The sequence below is a fragment of the Vibrio ezurae NBRC 102218 genome (assembly GCF_000467185.1).
GTDB lineage: Bacteria > Pseudomonadota > Gammaproteobacteria > Enterobacterales > Vibrionaceae > Vibrio > Vibrio ezurae.
In genome coordinates this window covers 153,315-172,235 of record NZ_BATM01000037.1, presented here as the reverse complement: position 1 = coordinate 172,235, position 18,921 = coordinate 153,315, and the positions used below count along the sequence as shown (strand labels likewise).

Sequence of the window (18,921 nt, the reverse complement as noted above, 5' to 3'; positions counted from 1 at the left end):
ACACTTTCCTTAACTGTTACATTGCCCTCATCCTATCATGTCAAGGGATCGACTTTTACCCCTATTCCCCCTAATATGCGAGCAACATATTCGATTAACGCTTAGCATTTTCATGATTACGATTTCAGACATTCAATTATTGCGCGGCGGTAAAGCACTTTTGCAAGATGCTTCTGCCACTATTCATCCGGGAGACAAGGTGGGCCTTGTTGGCAAGAATGGATGTGGTAAATCCACCTTATTCGCTTTAATGAAAGGTGAATTGAGCATTGATGCCGGCGACTTTAAACAGCCCAAACACTGGGAACTGGCTTGGGTTGCCCAAGAAACCCCTGCTTTAGAGCGTACTTCAATCGAATATGTCATTGATGGCGATAGAGAATACCGTCAACTTGAAGCTGATTTAGCCAAAGCTGAGCAGGCTGACGACGGCAACAAGGTCGCTGAACTGCATGGCAAAATTGAAACCATTGGTGGTTATTCAATTCGTGCTCGCGCCGCTGAATTATTGGATGGTTTAGGTTTTTCTCAAGCGCAAATGCAATGGAACCTCACCCAGTTTTCGGGTGGTTGGCGCATGCGCTTAAACCTTGCCCAAGCACTGCTGTGCCGCTCTGATCTATTGCTACTTGATGAACCAACCAACCACTTGGATTTAGACGCGGTAATGTGGCTAGAACGTTGGCTGCAAAATTATCGAGGCACTCTAGTGCTCATTTCCCATGATAGGGATTTTCTCGATCCTGTCGTGGGTCGTATCATCCATGTTGAAAACGAACAATTGAATGAGTACACAGGTAATTACTCATCATTTGAAAGTCAGCGTGCGCAAAAGCTGGTGTTGCAACAAGCCATGTATCAAAAGCAACAAAAGCAAGTTGCTCACATGCAAAGCTATATTGACCGTTTCCGTTATAAAGCCTCAAAAGCGCGTCAAGCACAAAGCCGTATTAAAGCCTTGGAGAAAATGGAGCAAGTGTTGCCTGCGCAATTTGATAATCCATTTAGCTTCCAATTTCGAGAACCTGCGGCGCTACCAAATCCAATCGTCATGATGGATCACGTATCAGCGGGTTATGACGACACGCTGATCTTAGAAAAGATTCGCTTAAACTTAGTCCCAGGTAGTCGCATTGGCCTACTTGGTCGTAACGGTGCGGGTAAATCAACGCTAATCAAATTGCTGTCCGGCGAACTGGCTTCTAAGAGCGGTGACTTTACCTACTCGCAAGGGGTGAAAATTGGTTACTTTGCTCAGCATCAGTTAGAAACGCTGCATCCTGATGAAACTCCGCTACAGCATCTAATGCAAATTGCGCCCAAACATACTGAGCAGCAGTTGCGTGACTACTTAGGTAGCTTTGGTTTCCAAGGTGATAAAGCGCTTGATAAAGTTGCCCCTTTCTCTGGCGGTGAAAAAGCCCGTTTGGTGCTGGCGTTACTGGTGTGGCAAAAACCGAACTTGCTACTACTGGATGAGCCAACCAACCACCTTGATTTAGACATGCGCCAAGCTTTGACTATGGCTCTACAAACCTTTGAAGGTGCCATGGTTATCGTCAGTCACGATAGGTATCTACTGCGCGCGACCACCGATGATCTTTACCTCGTTCACGACAAACAAGTTGAACCTTTTGATGGTGATTTAACCGACTACTACAAGTGGCTAACCGACCAACAAAAAGAGATCAAAAAAGCGCAATCAAGTGATGAGCCTAAATCTTCCGTGCATTCAGCGGCGGCAAAAAAAGATCAAAAACGCAAAGAAGCCGAGTTTCGTAAACTCACCGCGCCCATTCGCAAAAATATCACCGCTTTAGAAAAGAAAATGGATAAGCTCAACAAGGTGTTAGAGCAATGCGAAGAGCAACTTAGCGATACCGACCTGTATCAGGCGGAAAACAAAGCTAAACTTACTCAAGTGCTCAGCCAGCAAGCCAGTGCGAAATCGGAACTTGAGGAAGTGGAAATGGAATGGATGACAGATCAAGAAACTCTAGAAGAAATGCAACAAGAGCTGGATAACGAATAACAACGGATGAACAGCACGCCGAACCGTCTTTTGACCCTAGATAGTTTGTGGCAATTTAGTTTGCGCTACTACTGTGTGCAAGAGATCAAAGAGGCGTGCTTACACCTACAAAACCATTTTCACGGCAATGTGAATCTGCTTCTTACAGCGAAGTGGCTAGATGAACAGCATCTCTCTTTTACTGAGTCACAGTGGCCCAAAGTGATACAAAGCTTAGGCCGCACCGAACCTTTATTGCTGCACTTTAGAGAACTAAGACGAAAATCCAAAGCGCATTTGCCTGAGTCCTTATACAGAGACTCTCTACAATTTGAATTGCAACTCGAACGCCAACAACAAGCCGATATTGTCGCGTTACTTCATCAATTGCCACTGACAACAGTGACTCAGCCCCACTTAATCAACGACTATTGCCACCAGCTAGGTGCGCAGCAACTCGCCGAGATATTTAATAAGCAAATTCATGATTAATCGCTTTTCTCCACACTGGAGCATTCAAAACCCACATATCCAAACGCTCATGCCTAGGTTTATTCGCAGGCAACCTCTGTTTACTCCTGTTTGGGAAACGCTGATCACCACTGATGACGATTTCCTTGATTTGGCATGGAGTGAACACTGGCAAGCGCCATCGGCGCAGAATAAGCCCCTATTTATTCTCTTTCATGGTCTAGAAGGAAGCTTTAACAGCCCTTACGCTCACGGACTGATGCATGCCTTTGCCAAAAAAGGCTGGCTATCAGTGATGATGCATTTTAGAGGCTGTAGTGGTAAACCAAACAAACAAGCACGAGCCTATCATTCAGGGGAAACCGAAGACGCACGCTTTTTTCTCCAGCAAATCCATCAACGTTTTCCCAACAACCCTAAAGTTGCCGTAGGTATCTCCCTTGGGGGCAATATGTTGGTGAACTATCTGGCGCGTTATAACGAGCAACCTTTAGTGGATGAAGCGACAGTAATCTGTGCGCCATTGGATTTAGCCGTGTGCTCGCAACGCATTGAACAAGGTTTTAGTAAGCTCTATCAAAACTATTTATTGAACTCACTAAAAAAGCACTCACTGCAAAAAATTGAGTTACTGAAAGAAGCCATCGGCATCGATATTGAGACTATCAATAACATGCAACTGCTGCATCAATTTGATAACGCCATTACTGCCCCACTGCACGGTTACATCGATGCGAAAGATTACTATACTCGTTGCTCAGGGCTGCCAAGACTGAATGATATTCAAATTCCAACCCACATCATTCATGCTAAGGATGATCCTTTCATGACCGATGAGGTGATCCCAACCTTTAAGTTAAACAGTAACCTCCACTATCACTTGGTCAATAATGGAGGGCATGTAGGCTTTATTGGTGGCTCAATACGTTCACCTCATTTCTGGCTAGAGATGGCGGTGCCCAGTTTTTATGATAAATTTACGCCTCAACAATAACTTAATAATAAGTACCTATCATGATTGTGCCGTGGAAAGAGATTGTCCCTGAAACCTTAGAAAGCCTGATTAAAGAGTACATTCTACGAGAAGGCACCGATTACGGAGAAGTCGAAATCTCTCTTGCGGATAAAGTAGAGCAAATCAAACAACAGCTTCAACAAGGAACCGCTGTGATTGTTTACTCTGAACTACATGAAAGTATCGATATAAAAGTAAGTCATAACTCGAAACCGTTATAACACTGAAATACACAGCTGTTATTTGTATACTATTCACTCACACTAAAACAGAGACAAGGAAAGTCATGTCAGCTAAACATCCTATCATTGCGGTAACAGGCTCTTCTGGAGCAGGCACTACCACCACCTCTGAAGCCTTTCGCAAAATGTTCAACATGATGAACACCAAGGCTGCTTGGATTGAAGGAGACAGCTTTCATCGCTTTACTCGTCCAGAAATGGATGTCGCCATCCGCAAAGCGAAAGATCAAGGTAGACACATTAGCTACTTTGGCCCTGAAGCCAACGACTTTCCCGCTTTAGAGAATTTCTTTAAAGAGTATGGGGAAAAAGGGGAAGGTAAAGTCCGTCGCTACTTACATACATTCGATGAAGCGGTGCCATACAACCAAATGCCAGGGACTTTTACCCCATGGCAAGATCTTCCTGAGAACAGTGACGTTTTGTTTTACGAGGGACTGCACGGCGGTGTGGTGGATAGCACTTGTAACGTTGCCAAACACGTCGATCTACTGATTGGCATGGTGCCTATTGTTAACCTTGAATGGATTCAGAAGTTTGTTCGCGATACTCGTGACCGTGGCCATTCTAGAGAAGCGGTGATGGATTCGATCGTGCGCTCTATGGACGACTACTTAAACTTCATCACTCCACAGTTTTCGCGTACCCACATCAACTTTCAACGAGTACCAACGGTTGATACCTCAAATCCACTCAACGCCAAAGGCATTCCTAGCTTAGATGAAAGCTTTGTAGTGATTCGTATGCGCGGCTTTAAAAACGTCGATTTCCCTTATCTTTTAGCCATGATCGATGGCTCATTTATGTCACGACATAACACCTTGGTTGTACCCGGAGGGAAAATGAGTTTCGCAATGGAACTCATTATCCGTCCTATTCTGCAGCAACTGTTAGAGACAGGAAAAATAGGCTAAGGTTCGACCTTAATCACACTCTTATTGCAGAGTGTGATTAAGGGCACGGTTTTGTGTGAAAAATCGACAACACATGACGATCAAAATCAAGAAATTCCCCTGAAAAAAAGTTACTATTCGTACTGCAAAAAATTAAACGTAGTAGCAGCAACTACAACCCCTCGCCCCCATAGATGGCGATGTCTGGGGACATAATTATACTCGCTGAGAGAGGAAGATAAGCATATGGTTTTAGGTAAACCTCAAACAGATCCAACTTTAGAGTGGTTTTTGTCACACTGCCACATTCACAAATACCCTTCAAAAAGCACATTGATCCACGCTGGCGAAAAAGCAGAAACTCTTTACTACATCGTAAAAGGTTCTGTTGCGGTACTGATCAAAGATGAAGAAGGGAAAGAAATGATTCTTTCTTACCTTAACCAAGGTGATTTCATCGGTGAGCTAGGCCTTTTTGAAGATGATCAAGAGCGTACAGCATGGGTTCGTGCTAAATCGCCATGTGAGGTTGCTGAAATCTCATTCAAAAAATTCCGTCAGCTAATCCAAGTTAACCCAGATATCCTAATGCGTCTTTCTTCGCAAATGGCGAATCGTCTACAAGTGACAAGCCAAAAAGTGGGCGACCTTGCATTCCTAGACGTGACAGGTCGTATTGCTCAGACGCTTCTAAACCTAGCAAAACAGCCTGACGCAATGACTCACCCAGACGGCATGCAAATTAAGATCACTCGTCAAGAAATTGGCCAGATCGTAGGTTGTTCACGTGAGACTGTAGGCCGTATCTTGAAGATGCTTGAAGAGCAAAACCTGATCTCTGCACACGGTAAAACGATTGTGGTTTACGGTACTCGTTAATCCCCTTTCGCTATAAAAATAAAAACCGCTGTTCATCTAACAGCGGTTTTTTATTGCCTTAAACTTTGTCTATTTCGCTTAACCATTATTGGGTATTAATGGCTATTAATGACTGCGATTGGTATTAGTACTTTCAAAAATCTTATCCGCTGACGCTTCGACAAAGCCTTGATACAGCTCACCATGACTGTCTTTGTAACGCTTAGCAAACTCATAAAAGCCACCCGCTACGATCTGTGTGCCCTCAATGAACTTAACCTCTACCTTATCCGCCATAGTCGACGATTGTTCTAACAGAACGTCAGGCGTTCCTTTCACCTCGCCACCAGAGGCATTAATCGCAAACTGCTTATTTTGCAAAAAAGTATTCACCTCACAAACTTCAGTAAACTGCGTAAGGTGATTAACACTGACGGTGAAATGATTAGCCCCAAAACCGTGCGCAGCAACCCATGCAGCGTATTCACTTTCTTTCGCCAATTGCTGGTATTGCTCAAAGCTTAAGTCCCATAATCGCCCACCATGTAAAAAGTCAGAACCTGCAAGTTGTTGTGGGGTTATCTGCTCAAGCAATTGACGGACTATGCTTTGCAATTCATTCGAACATTGCTCCAACTGCAATTGGCTAATAAATACTTTGGGGAAATTAGGTTGTGGGTGCTGATAGTGTTTTGCCACCAATTTCTTTGCTTTGAATAGATAATCACCTCCCTCTTGATAACCCAGTTCAAGGAAAGGCTCAGCCAATACCTCTAAGCCGATCGGTGCACAAGCAAAAGTTCGCAGCGCAATATGGTCATTAATCAAAGCATTGTCTTGCTGTAATAACTCGTGAATCACCTGTGAAGACGGGCATAGCCTGCGGTTAAAGTCATCCCACAACAGGTCAAATAGCTTTTGTACATCCATAACCCCTCCTTGATAGCCAAACGAAACTACTGCCTAATGAAAGTATTAGTCGAACTGAATTCCTGGAGATAATGTTTCTGGTAGAATCGGGGTATCTCCTTGAATAGAAGCCATTGGATAGGCGCAGTAATCGGCGGCATAAAATGCGCTCGGCCTTAAATTGCCCGATGCACCAGGACCACCGAAAGGAGCATCGCCACTGGCTCCTGTAATGGGTCTATTACGATTCACTATCCCTGCTCGAATCTCATCTAAAAAAAACAGCCACTGGTCATCACAGGTTGAAATTAGCCCAGCAGAAAGCCCATATTTCGTGTTATTCGCTTGCGTAACTGCATCCTTAAACTGTGTGAAACGCACCACTTGCAGCAGTGGGCCAAAATACTCTTCGTCAGGTAAATCTGAGATGTCAGTCACCTCTAAAATAATGGGTGACAGAAACGCATCGCTAAGCAATTGTCCATCCAGTAAAGGTTTAGCTCCAAGCTCTATTAAAGAGTGTTTTGCTGCAACAATTTGCTCAGCAGAGGAGCGAGAGATCAGTGTTCCCATAAACGGCTGAGACTGAGCAAACGGCTGATCCATTTTCAACTTTGCTGTCACCTCAATAAGGCGAGTAAGCAGAGCATCTCCTCGCTCACCAGCGGGTATATACAAACGTCTGGCACAAGTACAACGCTGACCCGCGCTGATAAAAGCAGATTGGATGATGGTGTGCACTGCAGCGTCTAACTCCCCAAACTGCTCACTGACAATAAGAGGATTGTTGCCCCCCATTTCCAGAGCCAACATTTTATCCGGTTGTCCAGCAAATTGACGGTGTAAGATATGCCCCGTATTGGCACTGCCGGTAAATAGTAATCCATCTATTTGTGTGGATTCAGCCAGTGCCATTCCCGTGTCTTTAGCACCTTGAACCAAGTTAATAACGCCAGCAGGTAAGCCAGCCTCTTGCCAAAGCTTAACGGCTAACTCACCACACAGCGGTGTGAGATCGGAGGGTTTAAATACAACACTATTGCCAGCCAACAAAGCAGGAACAATATGCCCATTAGGCAGGTGTACTGGAAAGTTATAAGGGCCAAACACCGCCAACACACCCAGTGGGCGATGCTGTAGTGTGACGTCATTACCCGCTACCTGCTTATGCTTAGTGCCCGTTCTTTCATGATAGGACTGAATAGAGAGCGCAATTTTCCCTGCCATCGCCGCAGCTTCAGTGCGAGTCTCCCACAAAGGTTTACCTGTTTCTTTCGCTACAGTCTCGGCGATAAGCGGTGCATTTTCTTTCACCAACTCGGCAAAACGAACAATGATTTTTTCTCGTTCATCATAAGTGCGTTTTTTCCAACTGATGAAAGCATGACGCGCACTCGATACCGCCAGCTCTACCTGCCCTTTGCTGGCAGCATGACCTTGCCAAATAACCTCTGAGTTATAAGGCGATATAGAGTGAATCTCACTACCTTGTCCTGAAATCCACTCGCCTGCTACAAAATGCGTCTGCATACCATTCATCCTTGCTATTCTGCTTATACTGCGGCCATACGCACCCAATCACCCGTTTCAACTTGTAGGGCTTTTGCTATTTTAGGGCTAATAATGACGGTTTGACTTTCGGCATCAAATGCCGCTTGTTGAGCTACCGCTCTGAAGTGTTCAAATGAGGTGTTACTGATCAAATAGTAAATAGAGCTGCCATGCTCAGCAATAGTCACCTTAGCTCGAAAAGAGTGACGCACAGTCTCTATATTGCTGAGGTCGCACTCAACGGTTGGTCCTGCATCAAAAATATCGATATAGTCACGACAAGTAAAACCTTCCTTCTCCAAAAGCGTTAAAGCAGGTCGAGTATTATCATGAACCTGACCAATCACCGCTTGTGCCTCTTTACTCAATAGATTGATGTAAATGGGTAGCTTAGGCATAAGATCAGCGATAAAGCCTTTATTGCCGATACCTGTTAGGTAGTCTGCCATAGTAAAGTCGATAGAGAAGAAGTGCTCTTGTAACCAATCCCAAAACGGAGAGTTTCCCTCTACATCTGAGACGCCTCTCATCTCTGCAAATATCGTTTTAGAAAAACGCTGAGGATGCTCAGCAAGCATAAGAAAGCGAGATTTAGACATTAGGCGCCCATTAAGACCACCACGAAATTTAGGGCGCAGAAACAAGGAGCAGATCTCACTGCACCCCGTATAGTTATTGCCAAAAGTGAGTAATTTAACCACATTATTGACGCCTAACTTAGGCGATGAGTGCACCACTTTACTAATATGGTAAGAGTAAAATGGTACATCCCAACCCACCGATGCTTCGATGCCAGTAGTACCTGCCACTTCCCCCGTATCACAATCCACACCGACCATTAAATACCCTTCGTTACCGGGCTGAGTAACGCCGGGCTTTGAAAAGCTGTCTACCGAATGTTCAATTCTATTTCGCAACAACTGTTCATTAACGGGTAAAGAAGTAAAACCGTGGCCAGATTCTTCTGCGCACAAATACAATGCCTGACTGTCATCCTTAAAAATCGGGCGTACTACCAACATCTCTCTTCCTCCCTTAATGGAAAGTTAAGCGTTATATAGTTTAGCTATAGCCGCTTCGAAACGCTCAAGTCCTTGTTTAATTTCTTCAGTACTAATAACCAGTGAAGGGGTAAAACGAACCACATTTGCTCCCGCAACCAAGACTAATAACCCTTCTTCACCAGCAGCGACCAACACATCGCGTGCGCGCCCTTCCCAGTCTTTATTTAATACAGCGCCAAGCAAAAGCCCTTTACCTCTAAATTCTGCAAACATTGGATATTGAGTGTTAATGCGTTCAAGCTCAGCAAGAAATAGAGCTTCACGATCCTTCACTCCTTGCAGAACTTCAGGCTGTGAGATGTGGTTAACCACCGCTTCTGCGACTGCACAAGCCAATGGATTACCACCATAGGTTGAACCATGTGTACCCACTTTAAGGTGCTTAGAGAGAGCTTCTGTGGTCAACATAGCCGCAATTGGGAAACCACCGCCTAATGATTTTGCCGTGCTAAGAATGTCCGGCGTGACACCGAGTCCTTGATAAGCATAGAACTCACCTGTACGACCATTACCCGTTTGCACTTCATCAAAAATAAGCAGTGCATTGTGTTTGTCACACAGTTCACGCACCGTTTGAGCAAACTCGGCTGATGGAGAAATAATACCGCCTTCCCCCTGTAGAGGTTCCATCATTACAGCACAGGTATCGTCTGATATTGCCGCTTTAAATGCTTCTATATCGTTATAAGGGATATGTTCAATATCACCAGGCTTAGGGCCAAAGCCATCGGAATAGGCTGCTTGCCCACCTACAGTAACGGTGAAGAATGTACGGCCATGAAACCCCTGATTAAATGCAATGATCTTTGATTTCTGCTCACCAAACTCATCGGCAGCATAGCGACGAGCAAGCTTCAATGCAGCTTCATTTGCTTCTGCACCTGAGTTGGCAAAAAAGACCTTGTCCGCGAAACTTAGTTCTACTAGTTTTTTAGCTAAACGAAGTGCTGGTTCATTTGTCATTACGTTACTGAGGTGCCACAATTTATTGGCCTGTTCAGACAAAGCACTAACCATGATTGGATGACAGTGACCTAAGCAACTAACCGCTATACCACCAGCAAAATCAATGTACTCATTATCTTGCTGATCCCAGACTCGCGCACCTTGTCCTCGAACAGGAATAACCGCCATTGGGCTATAGCAAGGAACCATCACTTCATCGAAGTCTTTACGCGTTACATCTGTCATATCCATCACTCCTTTCGCATTTTCTCGCAATGATAAATTCGTTATTTATGCATTGCAGAAGACACTTCGTCTATATAGGCATTGTATCAACAAGTTATTAACTATTTCAAGCTAAATATATGTTTTATTGACCTAGTATACCGTACAAAATGTACTCGGTGTGACTTAGAAAGGGTAATTCAGAAAAAAGATATCATTCTACATAACAAAAACAGCGATAAACCAAGGCAACAGCAGTAAATATTATGCAAGTAATATCAATAGATATTCGCTATAGACGTGCAGTAACATTCAAAAAGTTGGCGAGTATCTCTAGTCCCTGCTCCGTTTTTATCGATTCAGGGTGAAATTGAACCCCTTCAATAGGCAGAGTCTTGTGTCGATAGCCCATGATCTCTTTAATTTGTCCGTTATCATCGACCGTCCAAGAAGTGACTTCTAGGCATTGGGGAAGAGATGCTTTCTCTACGATCAGTGAGTGGTAACGAGTGACCGTTAGTGGGTTATTTAAACCTGAAAATACCCCGCTATCGGTGTGACAGATTGGCGAGGTTTTACCGTGCATGACTTTGTCTGCACGAATGACTTTTCCACCCAGTACCTGAGCAATAGCTTGATGCCCAAGACACACACCCAATAGCGGCACTTTACCCATAAACTCTTGGATAACCTGTAGCGAAATGCCCGCTTCATTTGGAGTGCAAGGCCCTGGAGAAATCACAATAGCTTGTGGCTTTAAGGAATGAATTTGTTCAAGGGTAATCGCATCATTGCGCACTACTTTCGTCTCACAACCTAACTTACAAAAGTATTGATACAGGTTGTAGGTAAAAGAGTCATAGTTATCAATGATTAACAGCATACAAAAATCCAACAAATAAAAATGCCACCGCTTTTGAGGCAATGGCATTCTATCACAACTGATTTACGCCCGCGTTTAAAAGCAAGGCTTAAGCAAGATGTTTAAAACGGACGCTTAACAAAGCCCACAGCTTGGTACACTTTGTCTAGTGTGACTGCTGCACGAGCCGACGCTTTTTCCGCACCAGCTTTCATGACTTCGTTGAGGTAAGGCATGTCTTGACGAACACGGCGATATTCAGCCTGAATCGGCTCTAGCATTGCAACTAAAGCTTCACCCACGTCTTTCTTGAATGGACCGTACATCTCAACACCTTGGTATTGAGCTTCAATTTCAGCAAAGGTTTTATTGGTTGCTGCAGAGTAAAGTCCCATCAGGTTAGCGATACCGGCTTTGTTTTCCACATCGTATGCAATACGAGGTGGGTTCTCTGGATCCGTTTGCGCTTTGTTGATTTTCTTAATGATAGATTTAGGCTCTTCAAGAAGCGTAATCACATTCTTACGATTGTCATCCGACTTCGACATCTTCTTATTCGCGTCTTGTAAGCTCATTACACGAGCGTTTACTGTTGGGATATAAGGTTCAGGGATTTGGAAGATTGGAGATTCTGGCGCATAAATGTTGTTGAAACGGTTTGCGATATCACGAGCAAGCTCAAGGTGTTGCTTCTGATCATTACCCACAGGAACTTGATGAGCACCATACAAAAGAATGTCGGCCGCCATCAATACAGGGTAGTCGTATAGACCGACGTTGACGTCATTCGCGTAGCGTTGTGACTTATCTTTAAACTGAGTCATGCGGTTAAGCTCACCCATTTGGGTGTAACAGTTTAGAATCCAGCCTAGCTGAGCATGTTCTGGTACGTGAGATTGAACAAACAAAGTGCTCTTCTCTGGAGTCACACCAACCGCTAGACAAATGGCTAAAGCGTCAAGTGTCGCTTCGTGTAACGCTTTGGCATCTTGGCGGACGGTGATGGCATGGAGGTCAACAACACAGTATTGGCAGTCATAATCATCTTGCATCTGATTCCATTGACGCAAAGCACCAAGATAGTTGCCAATGCTTAATTCACCAGACGGCTGAACACCGCTTAACACTATTGGTTTAGTGGTCATGATAATTACTTCCTCAATACTTCTAAAATGAATGTTTTGTACGATAAAACAGTGTACTCATCGACAAATATATTGGAAGAAAAAAAAACGTAAAACGAGCCTAAGTTGACAATTCAGGCTCATTCACTATGCATCAATGACAAGGAAGTAGTTCGACCAACTGTGATAAGTCGTCAATGAGGTAATCCGGCTGAGATAACTCGATTGGCTCACCGTGATTGTACCCGTAAGGCAAGGCAACTGATGTGACTCCAGCATTCTTTGCTGCCAGAATATCGTTTTTAGAATCCCCGATCATGATCATTTCATCCGTTGAAAGCTGATGCTTTTCAAGCAGGTGATTCAATGGCATTGGATCTGGCTTTTTCTTTTCCAGCGCATCACCACCCAACACATCGATGAAGAGTTCGCTAAGACCATGCTGAGATAAGATTTCTGGTACAAACTGACAAGGCTTATTGGTCACAATCGCCAATAGATAGCCAGCTTGGTGAAGCTTGTATAGTGATTCTGCGACGCTAGGGTATAAGTTACTTTGCGTATGCCCACATTCAGCATAGAAGCGGTCAAAATACTGTCGCGCTTGTTGCTTAGTTTCGTCACTCAATGTTGGATCTACATCCATACTTTGGCTTAAGGCGCGTGCTACTAAAACATCCGCGCCATTACCCACCCACTCGCGTACTTGCGTTTCGGAAACGCTTGGGTGCCCCATGGCTTGTACAGCTTGATCGGTCGCAATAGCGAGATCGGGCACACTGTCGAGTAATGTGCCATCCAGATCGAAAGCCAATAACTTAGTGAAACGTAAAGACATGGTTATTTGACCTTAGCTAATTCAGCACGCATTTCATTGATCACCTGCTGGTAATCAGGCTGGTTAAAAATCGCCGAACCTGCCACAAACATATCTGCACCGGCTTCCGCTATTTCACGAATGTTATCCACTTTAACCCCACCGTCAATTTCTAGTCGAATATCACGACCACTCGCAGTAATACGCTCACGAACGGCGCGCAGTTTGTCTAACGTATTCGGGATGAATGATTGACCACCAAAACCTGGGTTGACTGACATTAATAAGATCATATCAACCTTATCCATAATGTAATCTAAGTGGCTAAGAGGCGTTGCTGGGTTTAATACCACACCCGCTTTACAGCCGTGTTGCTTGATAAGTTGCAAAGTGCGATCAACATGCTCTGAAGCTTCAATATGAAAAGTAATCATGCTTGCGCCCGCCTTAGCGAACTCAGGAACGATAGAGTCAACAGGCTTCACCATGAGATGTACATCGATGGGAGCGGTGATACCGTAATCACGCAACGCTTTACAAATAGGAGCACCAAAAGTCAGGTTTGGCACATAGTGATTATCCATCACGTCAAAGTGTACGACATCGGCACCGGCGGCCAATACACGCTCAACGTCTTCGCCTAAACGCGCAAAATCTGCGGATAAAATAGATGGTGCAATTAGAAAGTCGTTCATCGCTGTTCCCTGTAGTAAGGCGTTCAATTTGCGCGCAATTCTACAAAAGCCCACCGTAAACTAAAAGGACAATTTACAAATGAATGTCAATGTTGCGACCGTCGTTAAGCATCCCGATTAAACAGAGCTAACAATTCGTCAACCTTGTTGCGTCCTGCGCCATTTCGACTAATAGTGCGCTTAACCTTGACCACATTCAGCTCTGCGCCGTGATACAAACGTCGAGTCAGTACCGTGTCATGATTTGAAATCAACACGGGAATACCACGCTTAGTGGCCGTACGCTCAGCCACATCGGCCAAAGCAGCCTGATCATCTAAAGAGAAACCATTACCGGAGTAAGTGGTGAAATTTGAGGTGGTCGACAAAGGCGCATAAGGAGGATCGCAATAAATAACGCTGCCTTTTCTGGCACGTTTAAACGTCTCTAAATACCCTTCACAGACAAAGGTTGCTTTACTGGCTTTTTCGGCAAAAAACTCCAGTTCTTGTTCAGGGAAGTAAGGTTTTTTATACGAACCAAACGGTACGTTAAAACCGCCTTTCTTGTTGTAGCGACACAAACCATTAAAGCCAAAGCGATTCATATACAAAAACGCCACTGAGCGAAATTGAATATCATCACTGGCATTAAACTGCCTACGGATATCTAAATAGACCTCTTTTTGATTGTATTCAGCGGTAAACAGACGCTTTGCCTCATTGATATAAGGCTGCGGATCATGCTTCAACAAGTTATACAAATTAATAAGATCTGGATTAATGTCTGCCAATAGGTAGTGTTCATAATCGGTGTTCAAAAACACTGAACCCGCACCAACAAAAGGTTCAACTAGCTTTTTTGCTTGTGGTAGATGACGTTGAATATCATCAACGAGTCCATATTTACCACCTGCCCATTTTAAAAAGGCTCGTTGTTTTTTCATTGCTGGTCTTCACTACCCATAGTTTCTAGGACGCGGAATGTATCATAAAATGACACATCTCTCAGCGTTATTTTCCTGCCACAACTTCTTTGTGTACCTGTGACATGGACTTAACCCAAGGGCCAAGACTTTGTAGCTCAGCAGGCAGTTGCTCAATTGCAGCGCTAGCTTGCTTTACAAAGCGGAAGTCTTGATAGGTAACGATGTACCAAGTGCTACCAGAGCGAGGAGTTGGGTAAATTCGCACTTTGCTTTGCAATTGGTGTTCGTCAATAAATGCTTGAACTTCCCCCATGCTGCGTAGTGCTCCCAACTGTACGGTATAGCGCTTACTGCTGATGGCAAGCAACTCATCTCGCGAGAAAGAAAAGTGAACCCTTGACTGGGTATGCTCACTTTGCTCAACCGACACAGCCGCTTGTGGCGCAGACACCGATGATTTAATGGTCGGTTTCACCACCTGTGTTTCAGTATCAATCAAAGAGTCCACCACCTGATCAGGAACCACCACTCGCTCTTGACCACGGCTATTGTCATCTAAAGTAATGGTTTTCTCTGTCACTGGAGGTGGTAATTGATGTGCATCATCGGTCAGTGTTTGCTCTTCTTTCGCTGAGAAGTCGACCATCTCTTGGCTGTGTATTGCTTGAGAGCCAGTTGGTCGTTTTTCGGTATTGTGACTACTCAATGTCTGATTTGACGTCTCTGTTTGTGGTTCGCTATTGGAGCCTGATAATACCCACCAAGCGATGAGTGCGATGACAGCAATCAGAATCATCACAATAACGCCCGATTTGGCCGAGCCATTATGAGAAGATAATGCGGTTTTCATTGGTTTCACTTTACTTCCTAGTGTCATTAGTTCGCCGGGATACTGAGGGCAACGACTCGCTTTTTTACGAATACTGTCGCGTTTATTCAAACTTTCAAATTGTCTAAGTACCATCAATTCCAAGAAGAATTCCACTTCAGCTTTGGGTAAAGGATCAATATTAAGCTGTACAGGCTGCGTATTAAATTGATGACACAAAGGGAGGATCTTGTTGGATAACAAGTCTGGGCCGCATGCCATAATGACATTGATAGTCCAAGTGGGGTGAGCTTGAATACGCTCAACCAAATGCCATAAAGACAGTAAAATCTCTTCTGAAAATAAACCTGCATCATCCACTAGAATCGTAAAATGAGCTTGGTTTAAGCCTAATTCATGGTCTAAATTATCAAAAATGCTGTTGTCTGAAGAGTCTCGGCCATTAGGAATAAGTTGCGTGAGTAAGGTACTGCGCATCTCTTGTTCGGAGATAGCAACATCACCTAACAGTCTCGCTTTGTGCTCCGCCACACTGTGTGAGAAATGACGCTCAAGAAGCCAGGACTTACCTGCACCCCTTGAGCCAATTAAAGTAATAAGGTTTGAGCCAAAACGAGTCATCAAACGCAGCTTTTCTAGCAATAACGTCTGTGATTTCAATTCCAATGTTCTGGCCTTATCAGGCTGGCTCATCAACTATCCTTAGTCAATTACTTCTATTTACGTCCGTCCTCGATGGCTTGATACACATGCGCATGATCGATGTCACTGATGACCTTTGCACTACCAATAGCATCTGGTAGCACTAAACGTAAACGTCCCGACAATACTTTTTTGTCGCGCATCATATGCTTCATGAAATCTTCACCTGACATACTTTCAGGTGTATGTACCGGCAGATCACAAGCAACAAGAAGTGATTCAATTCTGTCAACATCAATACTATCAAGCATTCCAGCGTATGCTGCAGCTCTTGCAGCCATAACGGTACCTGATGATACCGCTTCACCGTGCAGCCAATTACCATAACCCAGTTCCGCTTCAATAGCATGACCAAAAGTATGACCCAGATTCAATAACGCTCGAATACCTGACTCTTTTTCGTCTTGGGCAACAACATCCGCTTTGATTTGACAACAATTAGCAACGGCTTTGATAACAGCAGCACTTTCTAGCTCGGTTAGCGATTCGATATGTTGTTCTATCCATTCAAAAAATGGCTTGTCGACAATCACACCGTACTTCACCACCTCAGCCATACCTGCCGCAAACTCTTTGTCTGGCAAAGTTGCTAAGGTATTGATGTCAATAATCACCGCTTTAGGTTGATAGAAGGCACCTATCATATTTTTACCTAAAGGATGGTTAACGGCGGTCTTTCCACCAACCGATGAATCAACTTGAGACAATAAGGTGGTTGGAATTTGCACAAAGTCTACACCGCGCTGGTAACACGCCGCCACAAAGCCGACAAGATCGCCAATCACACCACCACCTAATGCGACTAAAAGTACATCGCGGCTGTAGTTATGCTTGAGCAAAAAGCTCATCACATCATTGAAGGTCTCTAACGATTTGTATTGCTCACCGTCGGGAAGCTCTAAGACTCTAGTATTGCACCCCAATTCAACAAATTGACGTTCAACTCTATCAGCGTAGAGAGGACCAACCGTTGTATTGGTGATAATCACCACTTGTTGCTGTGATAAGTCTTTTGACGATGGGAATAAACTTGAAAAGAGGGCCGGGTTACCCAATAACCCAGCACCAATTGAAATTGGGTAGCTTCGCTCCCCTAAACTTACCGTGATCCGTTCCATGGGATGCTCTCCTCAGTAAGATTAACGCTGAAAGATTAACGTTCTTCCAGCATTTTAACGATTTGATTTGCAACTATTTTTGCACTTTGATCGTCAGTTTTAACCGTATAGTCTGAAACTTCTTCATACTGTGGGTTACGCTGTGCAGCCAAAGCCTCAAGAACCTCACGAGGTTCATCAGTTTGCAAAAGCGGACGCTTTTTATCGCGATTGGTGCGAGCTAGTTGTTTTTCGATAGTGGTCTCTAGATACACTACCACGCCACGTGCAGATAGACGGTTGCGGTTTTCTTTGCTCATTACTGAGCCACCACCGGTCGCAAGAACGATACCCTGTTCTTGGGTAAGATCATTGATCACACCTTCTTCACGCTTGCGGAAGCCTTCTTCGCCTTCCACATCGAATACCCAAGCGATATCAGCGCCAGTGCGCTCTTCGATTACCGTGTCAGAATCAACAAACTCCATATGAAGTTGCTGTGCTAGGTGTCTACCTATTGTGCTTTTGCCGGCGCCCATTGGGCCAACAAGGAAAATATTACGTTTTTCAGCCATGTTAAGCAGTATTTTACAACGTTAAAGTCAAATTACACCGCCACCTTCATTGTACCGCTAAATAGTCGGTATAGAGAAATGACGCCAAGTTCCTCACATATGAATCGTGATAAGACCCGAAATTATCTGGATTTGATCACTACATTGCAAATTATATTTTATCTTTTTTTGGAAAGAGGATGGAAGGAGTAACAAATATCAATAACTCACTGCGCCCAAACTTGTCCGAAGTTCGCTTAAAAAAGCGACCAAACCAAGGAATATCAGAAAGATACGGGACTTTCTCTACATTTCGAACAATGCTTTTCTGATAAATTCCACCCAGTACGATAGTTTCACCATTTTCAACCAAAACTTGCGTTTGCACACGCTGGGTGTCGATAGCCACCGATTCACCGATGCCCGTTTTGACTACTTGCCCGGGTCGGTCTTGAGTCACAACCAAATCTAAAACCAGGTGATTATCAGGAGTAATCTGTGGAACCACCTTTAAACTCAGCACCGCTTTACGAAACGAAATGGACGTCGCGCCACTGGCCGCCGCTTCTAAATATGGGATTTCCGAACCTTGCTCAATATAAGCGGCCTGTTTGTTGGTAGTGACTAACCTTGGACTTGAGATAATTTCAGCTCTTGATTCCGCTTGTAAAGCAGACAATTCCAAATCAAGCAACGTGTCTGAACCCAACTTCGCCAATTGAAAGGCAATGGTAGAAGCATTGGGATTAGCAAGCCCCAGATTCACGTTCAGGTGATCGGCAATATCGACGCTGCCTTTAGATGCTTCAATACTGGGGGTTACGTTGAACTCTGTATTGATGTTGGTAAACCCCCAACGCACCCCTAGCTCATCCAATTCACCTTCATTTACTGTGACAATCCTAGCTTCAATTTGTACCTGCTTTACGGGGATATCCAAAGCGTCAATGATCTCGACCACACGTAGTAAATTATCTGGGTGGTCATAGATGAGTAAAGAATTGGTTCTTTCATCGACAGCAATAGACCCCAACTCAGAGACCGTGCCGACTCTACGGTGATGATCCAAAATATCAGCAATATCTGATGCTTTAGCGTATTTAATCGCAAACAGTTGCGATGATAAACGCGGTGTCGGCTTAACCTTTG

17 protein-coding genes and 2 pseudogenes are annotated in these 18,921 nt (G+C 44.3%); 6 read left to right on the top strand and 13 right to left on the bottom strand.

Annotated features, from left to right (window positions below):
- The first annotated feature begins 112 nt into the window (after positions 1–112).
- From VEZ01S_RS11940 to crp, 6 genes are all read left to right on the top strand, one after another.
- Positions 113–2,032 carry an ABC transporter ATP-binding protein gene (locus VEZ01S_RS11940; RefSeq protein ID WP_021714302.1) on the top strand — a complete coding sequence of 640 codons (1,920 nt, stop codon included), beginning with the start codon at positions 113–115 and terminating at the stop codon, positions 2,030–2,032.
- 6 nt (positions 2,033–2,038) lie between these two features.
- Positions 2,039–2,503: a TIGR02444 family protein gene (locus VEZ01S_RS11935; RefSeq protein ID WP_021714301.1), complete on the top strand. Its 465-nt coding sequence runs from the start codon at positions 2,039–2,041 to the stop codon at positions 2,501–2,503.
- Positions 2,496–3,476 carry a hydrolase gene (locus tag VEZ01S_RS11930; protein WP_021714300.1) on the top strand — a complete coding sequence of 327 codons (981 nt, stop codon included), beginning with the start codon at positions 2,496–2,498 and terminating at the stop codon, positions 3,474–3,476. Before VEZ01S_RS11935 ends, VEZ01S_RS11930 begins: the two co-directional genes overlap by 8 nt.
- Before the next feature lie 20 nt (positions 3,477–3,496).
- The gene (locus VEZ01S_RS11925; protein WP_021714299.1) at positions 3,497–3,718 is read left to right on the top strand and encodes a YheU family protein; all 222 of its coding nucleotides are present in this window, start codon (positions 3,497–3,499) and stop codon (positions 3,716–3,718) included.
- A 65-nt stretch (positions 3,719–3,783) separates the two neighbouring features.
- Complete coding sequence (locus VEZ01S_RS11920; RefSeq protein WP_021714298.1) at positions 3,784–4,653, top strand: phosphoribulokinase; 870 nt, start codon at positions 3,784–3,786, stop codon at positions 4,651–4,653.
- Between the two features lie 225 nt (positions 4,654–4,878).
- Positions 4,879–5,511: a cAMP-activated global transcriptional regulator CRP gene (gene crp / locus VEZ01S_RS11915; RefSeq protein WP_017029447.1), complete on the top strand. Its 633-nt coding sequence runs from the start codon at positions 4,879–4,881 to the stop codon at positions 5,509–5,511.
- Between the two features lie 105 nt (positions 5,512–5,616).
- Here crp and VEZ01S_RS11910 read toward each other — a convergent pair.
- From VEZ01S_RS11910 to pilQ, 13 genes and pseudogenes are all read right to left on the bottom strand, one after another.
- Positions 5,617–6,426: pseudogene (locus VEZ01S_RS11910) on the bottom strand (DUF1338 domain-containing protein); the annotation flags it as partial.
- Positions 6,427–6,465: 39 nt separating this feature from the next.
- Entirely contained in the window at positions 6,466–7,929 is a 1,464-nt protein-coding gene (astD, locus tag VEZ01S_RS11905; protein WP_021714296.1) for a succinylglutamate-semialdehyde dehydrogenase, read from the bottom strand.
- Positions 7,930–7,952: 23 nt separating this feature from the next.
- Entirely contained in the window at positions 7,953–8,972 is a 1,020-nt protein-coding gene (gene astA / locus VEZ01S_RS11900) for an arginine N-succinyltransferase (protein WP_021714295.1), read from the bottom strand.
- A 24-nt stretch (positions 8,973–8,996) separates the two neighbouring features.
- A complete protein-coding gene (locus VEZ01S_RS11895) occupies positions 8,997–10,205 on the bottom strand; it encodes an aspartate aminotransferase family protein (RefSeq protein ID WP_021714294.1) in 1,209 nt (402 codons plus the stop codon).
- A 271-nt stretch (positions 10,206–10,476) separates the two neighbouring features.
- Entirely contained in the window at positions 10,477–11,067 is a 591-nt protein-coding gene (locus tag VEZ01S_RS11890) for an aminodeoxychorismate/anthranilate synthase component II (protein WP_021714293.1), read from the bottom strand.
- A gap of 101 nt (positions 11,068–11,168) precedes the next feature.
- Complete coding sequence (gene trpS / locus VEZ01S_RS11885) at positions 11,169–12,191, bottom strand: tryptophan--tRNA ligase (protein WP_021714292.1); 1,023 nt, start codon at positions 12,189–12,191, stop codon at positions 11,169–11,171.
- Positions 12,192–12,324: 133 nt separating this feature from the next.
- Positions 12,325–13,008: a phosphoglycolate phosphatase gene (locus VEZ01S_RS11880; RefSeq protein ID WP_021714291.1), complete on the bottom strand. Its 684-nt coding sequence runs from the start codon at positions 13,006–13,008 to the stop codon at positions 12,325–12,327.
- Between the two features lie 2 nt (positions 13,009–13,010).
- Entirely contained in the window at positions 13,011–13,682 is a 672-nt protein-coding gene (rpe, locus tag VEZ01S_RS11875; RefSeq protein WP_021714290.1) for a ribulose-phosphate 3-epimerase, read from the bottom strand.
- Between the two features lie 104 nt (positions 13,683–13,786).
- Positions 13,787–14,608 carry a Dam family site-specific DNA-(adenine-N6)-methyltransferase gene (locus VEZ01S_RS11870; protein WP_021714289.1) on the bottom strand — a complete coding sequence of 274 codons (822 nt, stop codon included), beginning with the start codon at positions 14,606–14,608 and terminating at the stop codon, positions 13,787–13,789.
- 67 nt (positions 14,609–14,675) lie between these two features.
- A complete protein-coding gene (locus VEZ01S_RS11865; RefSeq protein WP_021714288.1) occupies positions 14,676–16,112 on the bottom strand; it encodes an SPOR domain-containing protein in 1,437 nt (478 codons plus the stop codon).
- 23 nt (positions 16,113–16,135) lie between these two features.
- The gene (gene aroB, locus VEZ01S_RS11860) at positions 16,136–17,239 is read right to left on the bottom strand and encodes a 3-dehydroquinate synthase (protein ID WP_021714287.1); all 1,104 of its coding nucleotides are present in this window, start codon (positions 17,237–17,239) and stop codon (positions 16,136–16,138) included.
- Positions 17,240–17,274: 35 nt separating this feature from the next.
- Entirely contained in the window at positions 17,275–17,793 is a 519-nt protein-coding gene (aroK, locus tag VEZ01S_RS11855; protein ID WP_021714286.1) for a shikimate kinase AroK, read from the bottom strand.
- A gap of 151 nt (positions 17,794–17,944) precedes the next feature.
- Positions 17,945–18,913, bottom strand: a pseudogene (gene pilQ, locus VEZ01S_RS11850) (type IV pilus secretin PilQ); the annotation flags it as partial.
- Positions 18,914–18,921 lie beyond the last annotated feature (8 nt).

Coding starts and splice junctions, on each gene's coding strand:
- VEZ01S_RS11940 (WP_021714302.1), top strand. CDS start 113: ATGATTACGATTTCAGACATTCAATTATTGCGCGGCGGTAAAGCACTT.
- VEZ01S_RS11935 (WP_021714301.1), top strand. CDS start 2,039: ATGAACAGCACGCCGAACCGTCTTTTGACCCTAGATAGTTTGTGGCAA.
- VEZ01S_RS11930 (WP_021714300.1), top strand. CDS start 2,496: ATGATTAATCGCTTTTCTCCACACTGGAGCATTCAAAACCCACATATC.
- VEZ01S_RS11925 (WP_021714299.1), top strand. CDS start 3,497: ATGATTGTGCCGTGGAAAGAGATTGTCCCTGAAACCTTAGAAAGCCTG.
- VEZ01S_RS11920 (WP_021714298.1), top strand. CDS start 3,784: ATGTCAGCTAAACATCCTATCATTGCGGTAACAGGCTCTTCTGGAGCA.
- crp (WP_017029447.1), top strand. CDS start 4,879: ATGGTTTTAGGTAAACCTCAAACAGATCCAACTTTAGAGTGGTTTTTG.
- astD (WP_021714296.1), bottom strand. CDS start 7,929: ATGCAGACGCATTTTGTAGCAGGCGAGTGGATTTCAGGACAAGGTAGT.
- astA (WP_021714295.1), bottom strand. CDS start 8,972: ATGTTGGTAGTACGCCCGATTTTTAAGGATGACAGTCAGGCATTGTAT.
- VEZ01S_RS11895 (WP_021714294.1), bottom strand. CDS start 10,205: ATGACAGATGTAACGCGTAAAGACTTCGATGAAGTGATGGTTCCTTGC.
- VEZ01S_RS11890 (WP_021714293.1), bottom strand. CDS start 11,067: ATGCTGTTAATCATTGATAACTATGACTCTTTTACCTACAACCTGTAT.
- trpS (WP_021714292.1), bottom strand. CDS start 12,191: ATGACCACTAAACCAATAGTGTTAAGCGGTGTTCAGCCGTCTGGTGAA.
- VEZ01S_RS11880 (WP_021714291.1), bottom strand. CDS start 13,008: ATGTCTTTACGTTTCACTAAGTTATTGGCTTTCGATCTGGATGGCACA.
- rpe (WP_021714290.1), bottom strand. CDS start 13,682: ATGAACGACTTTCTAATTGCACCATCTATTTTATCCGCAGATTTTGCG.
- VEZ01S_RS11870 (WP_021714289.1), bottom strand. CDS start 14,608: ATGAAAAAACAACGAGCCTTTTTAAAATGGGCAGGTGGTAAATATGGA.
- VEZ01S_RS11865 (WP_021714288.1), bottom strand. CDS start 16,112: ATGAGCCAGCCTGATAAGGCCAGAACATTGGAATTGAAATCACAGACG.
- aroB (WP_021714287.1), bottom strand. CDS start 17,239: ATGGAACGGATCACGGTAAGTTTAGGGGAGCGAAGCTACCCAATTTCA.
- aroK (WP_021714286.1), bottom strand. CDS start 17,793: ATGGCTGAAAAACGTAATATTTTCCTTGTTGGCCCAATGGGCGCCGGC.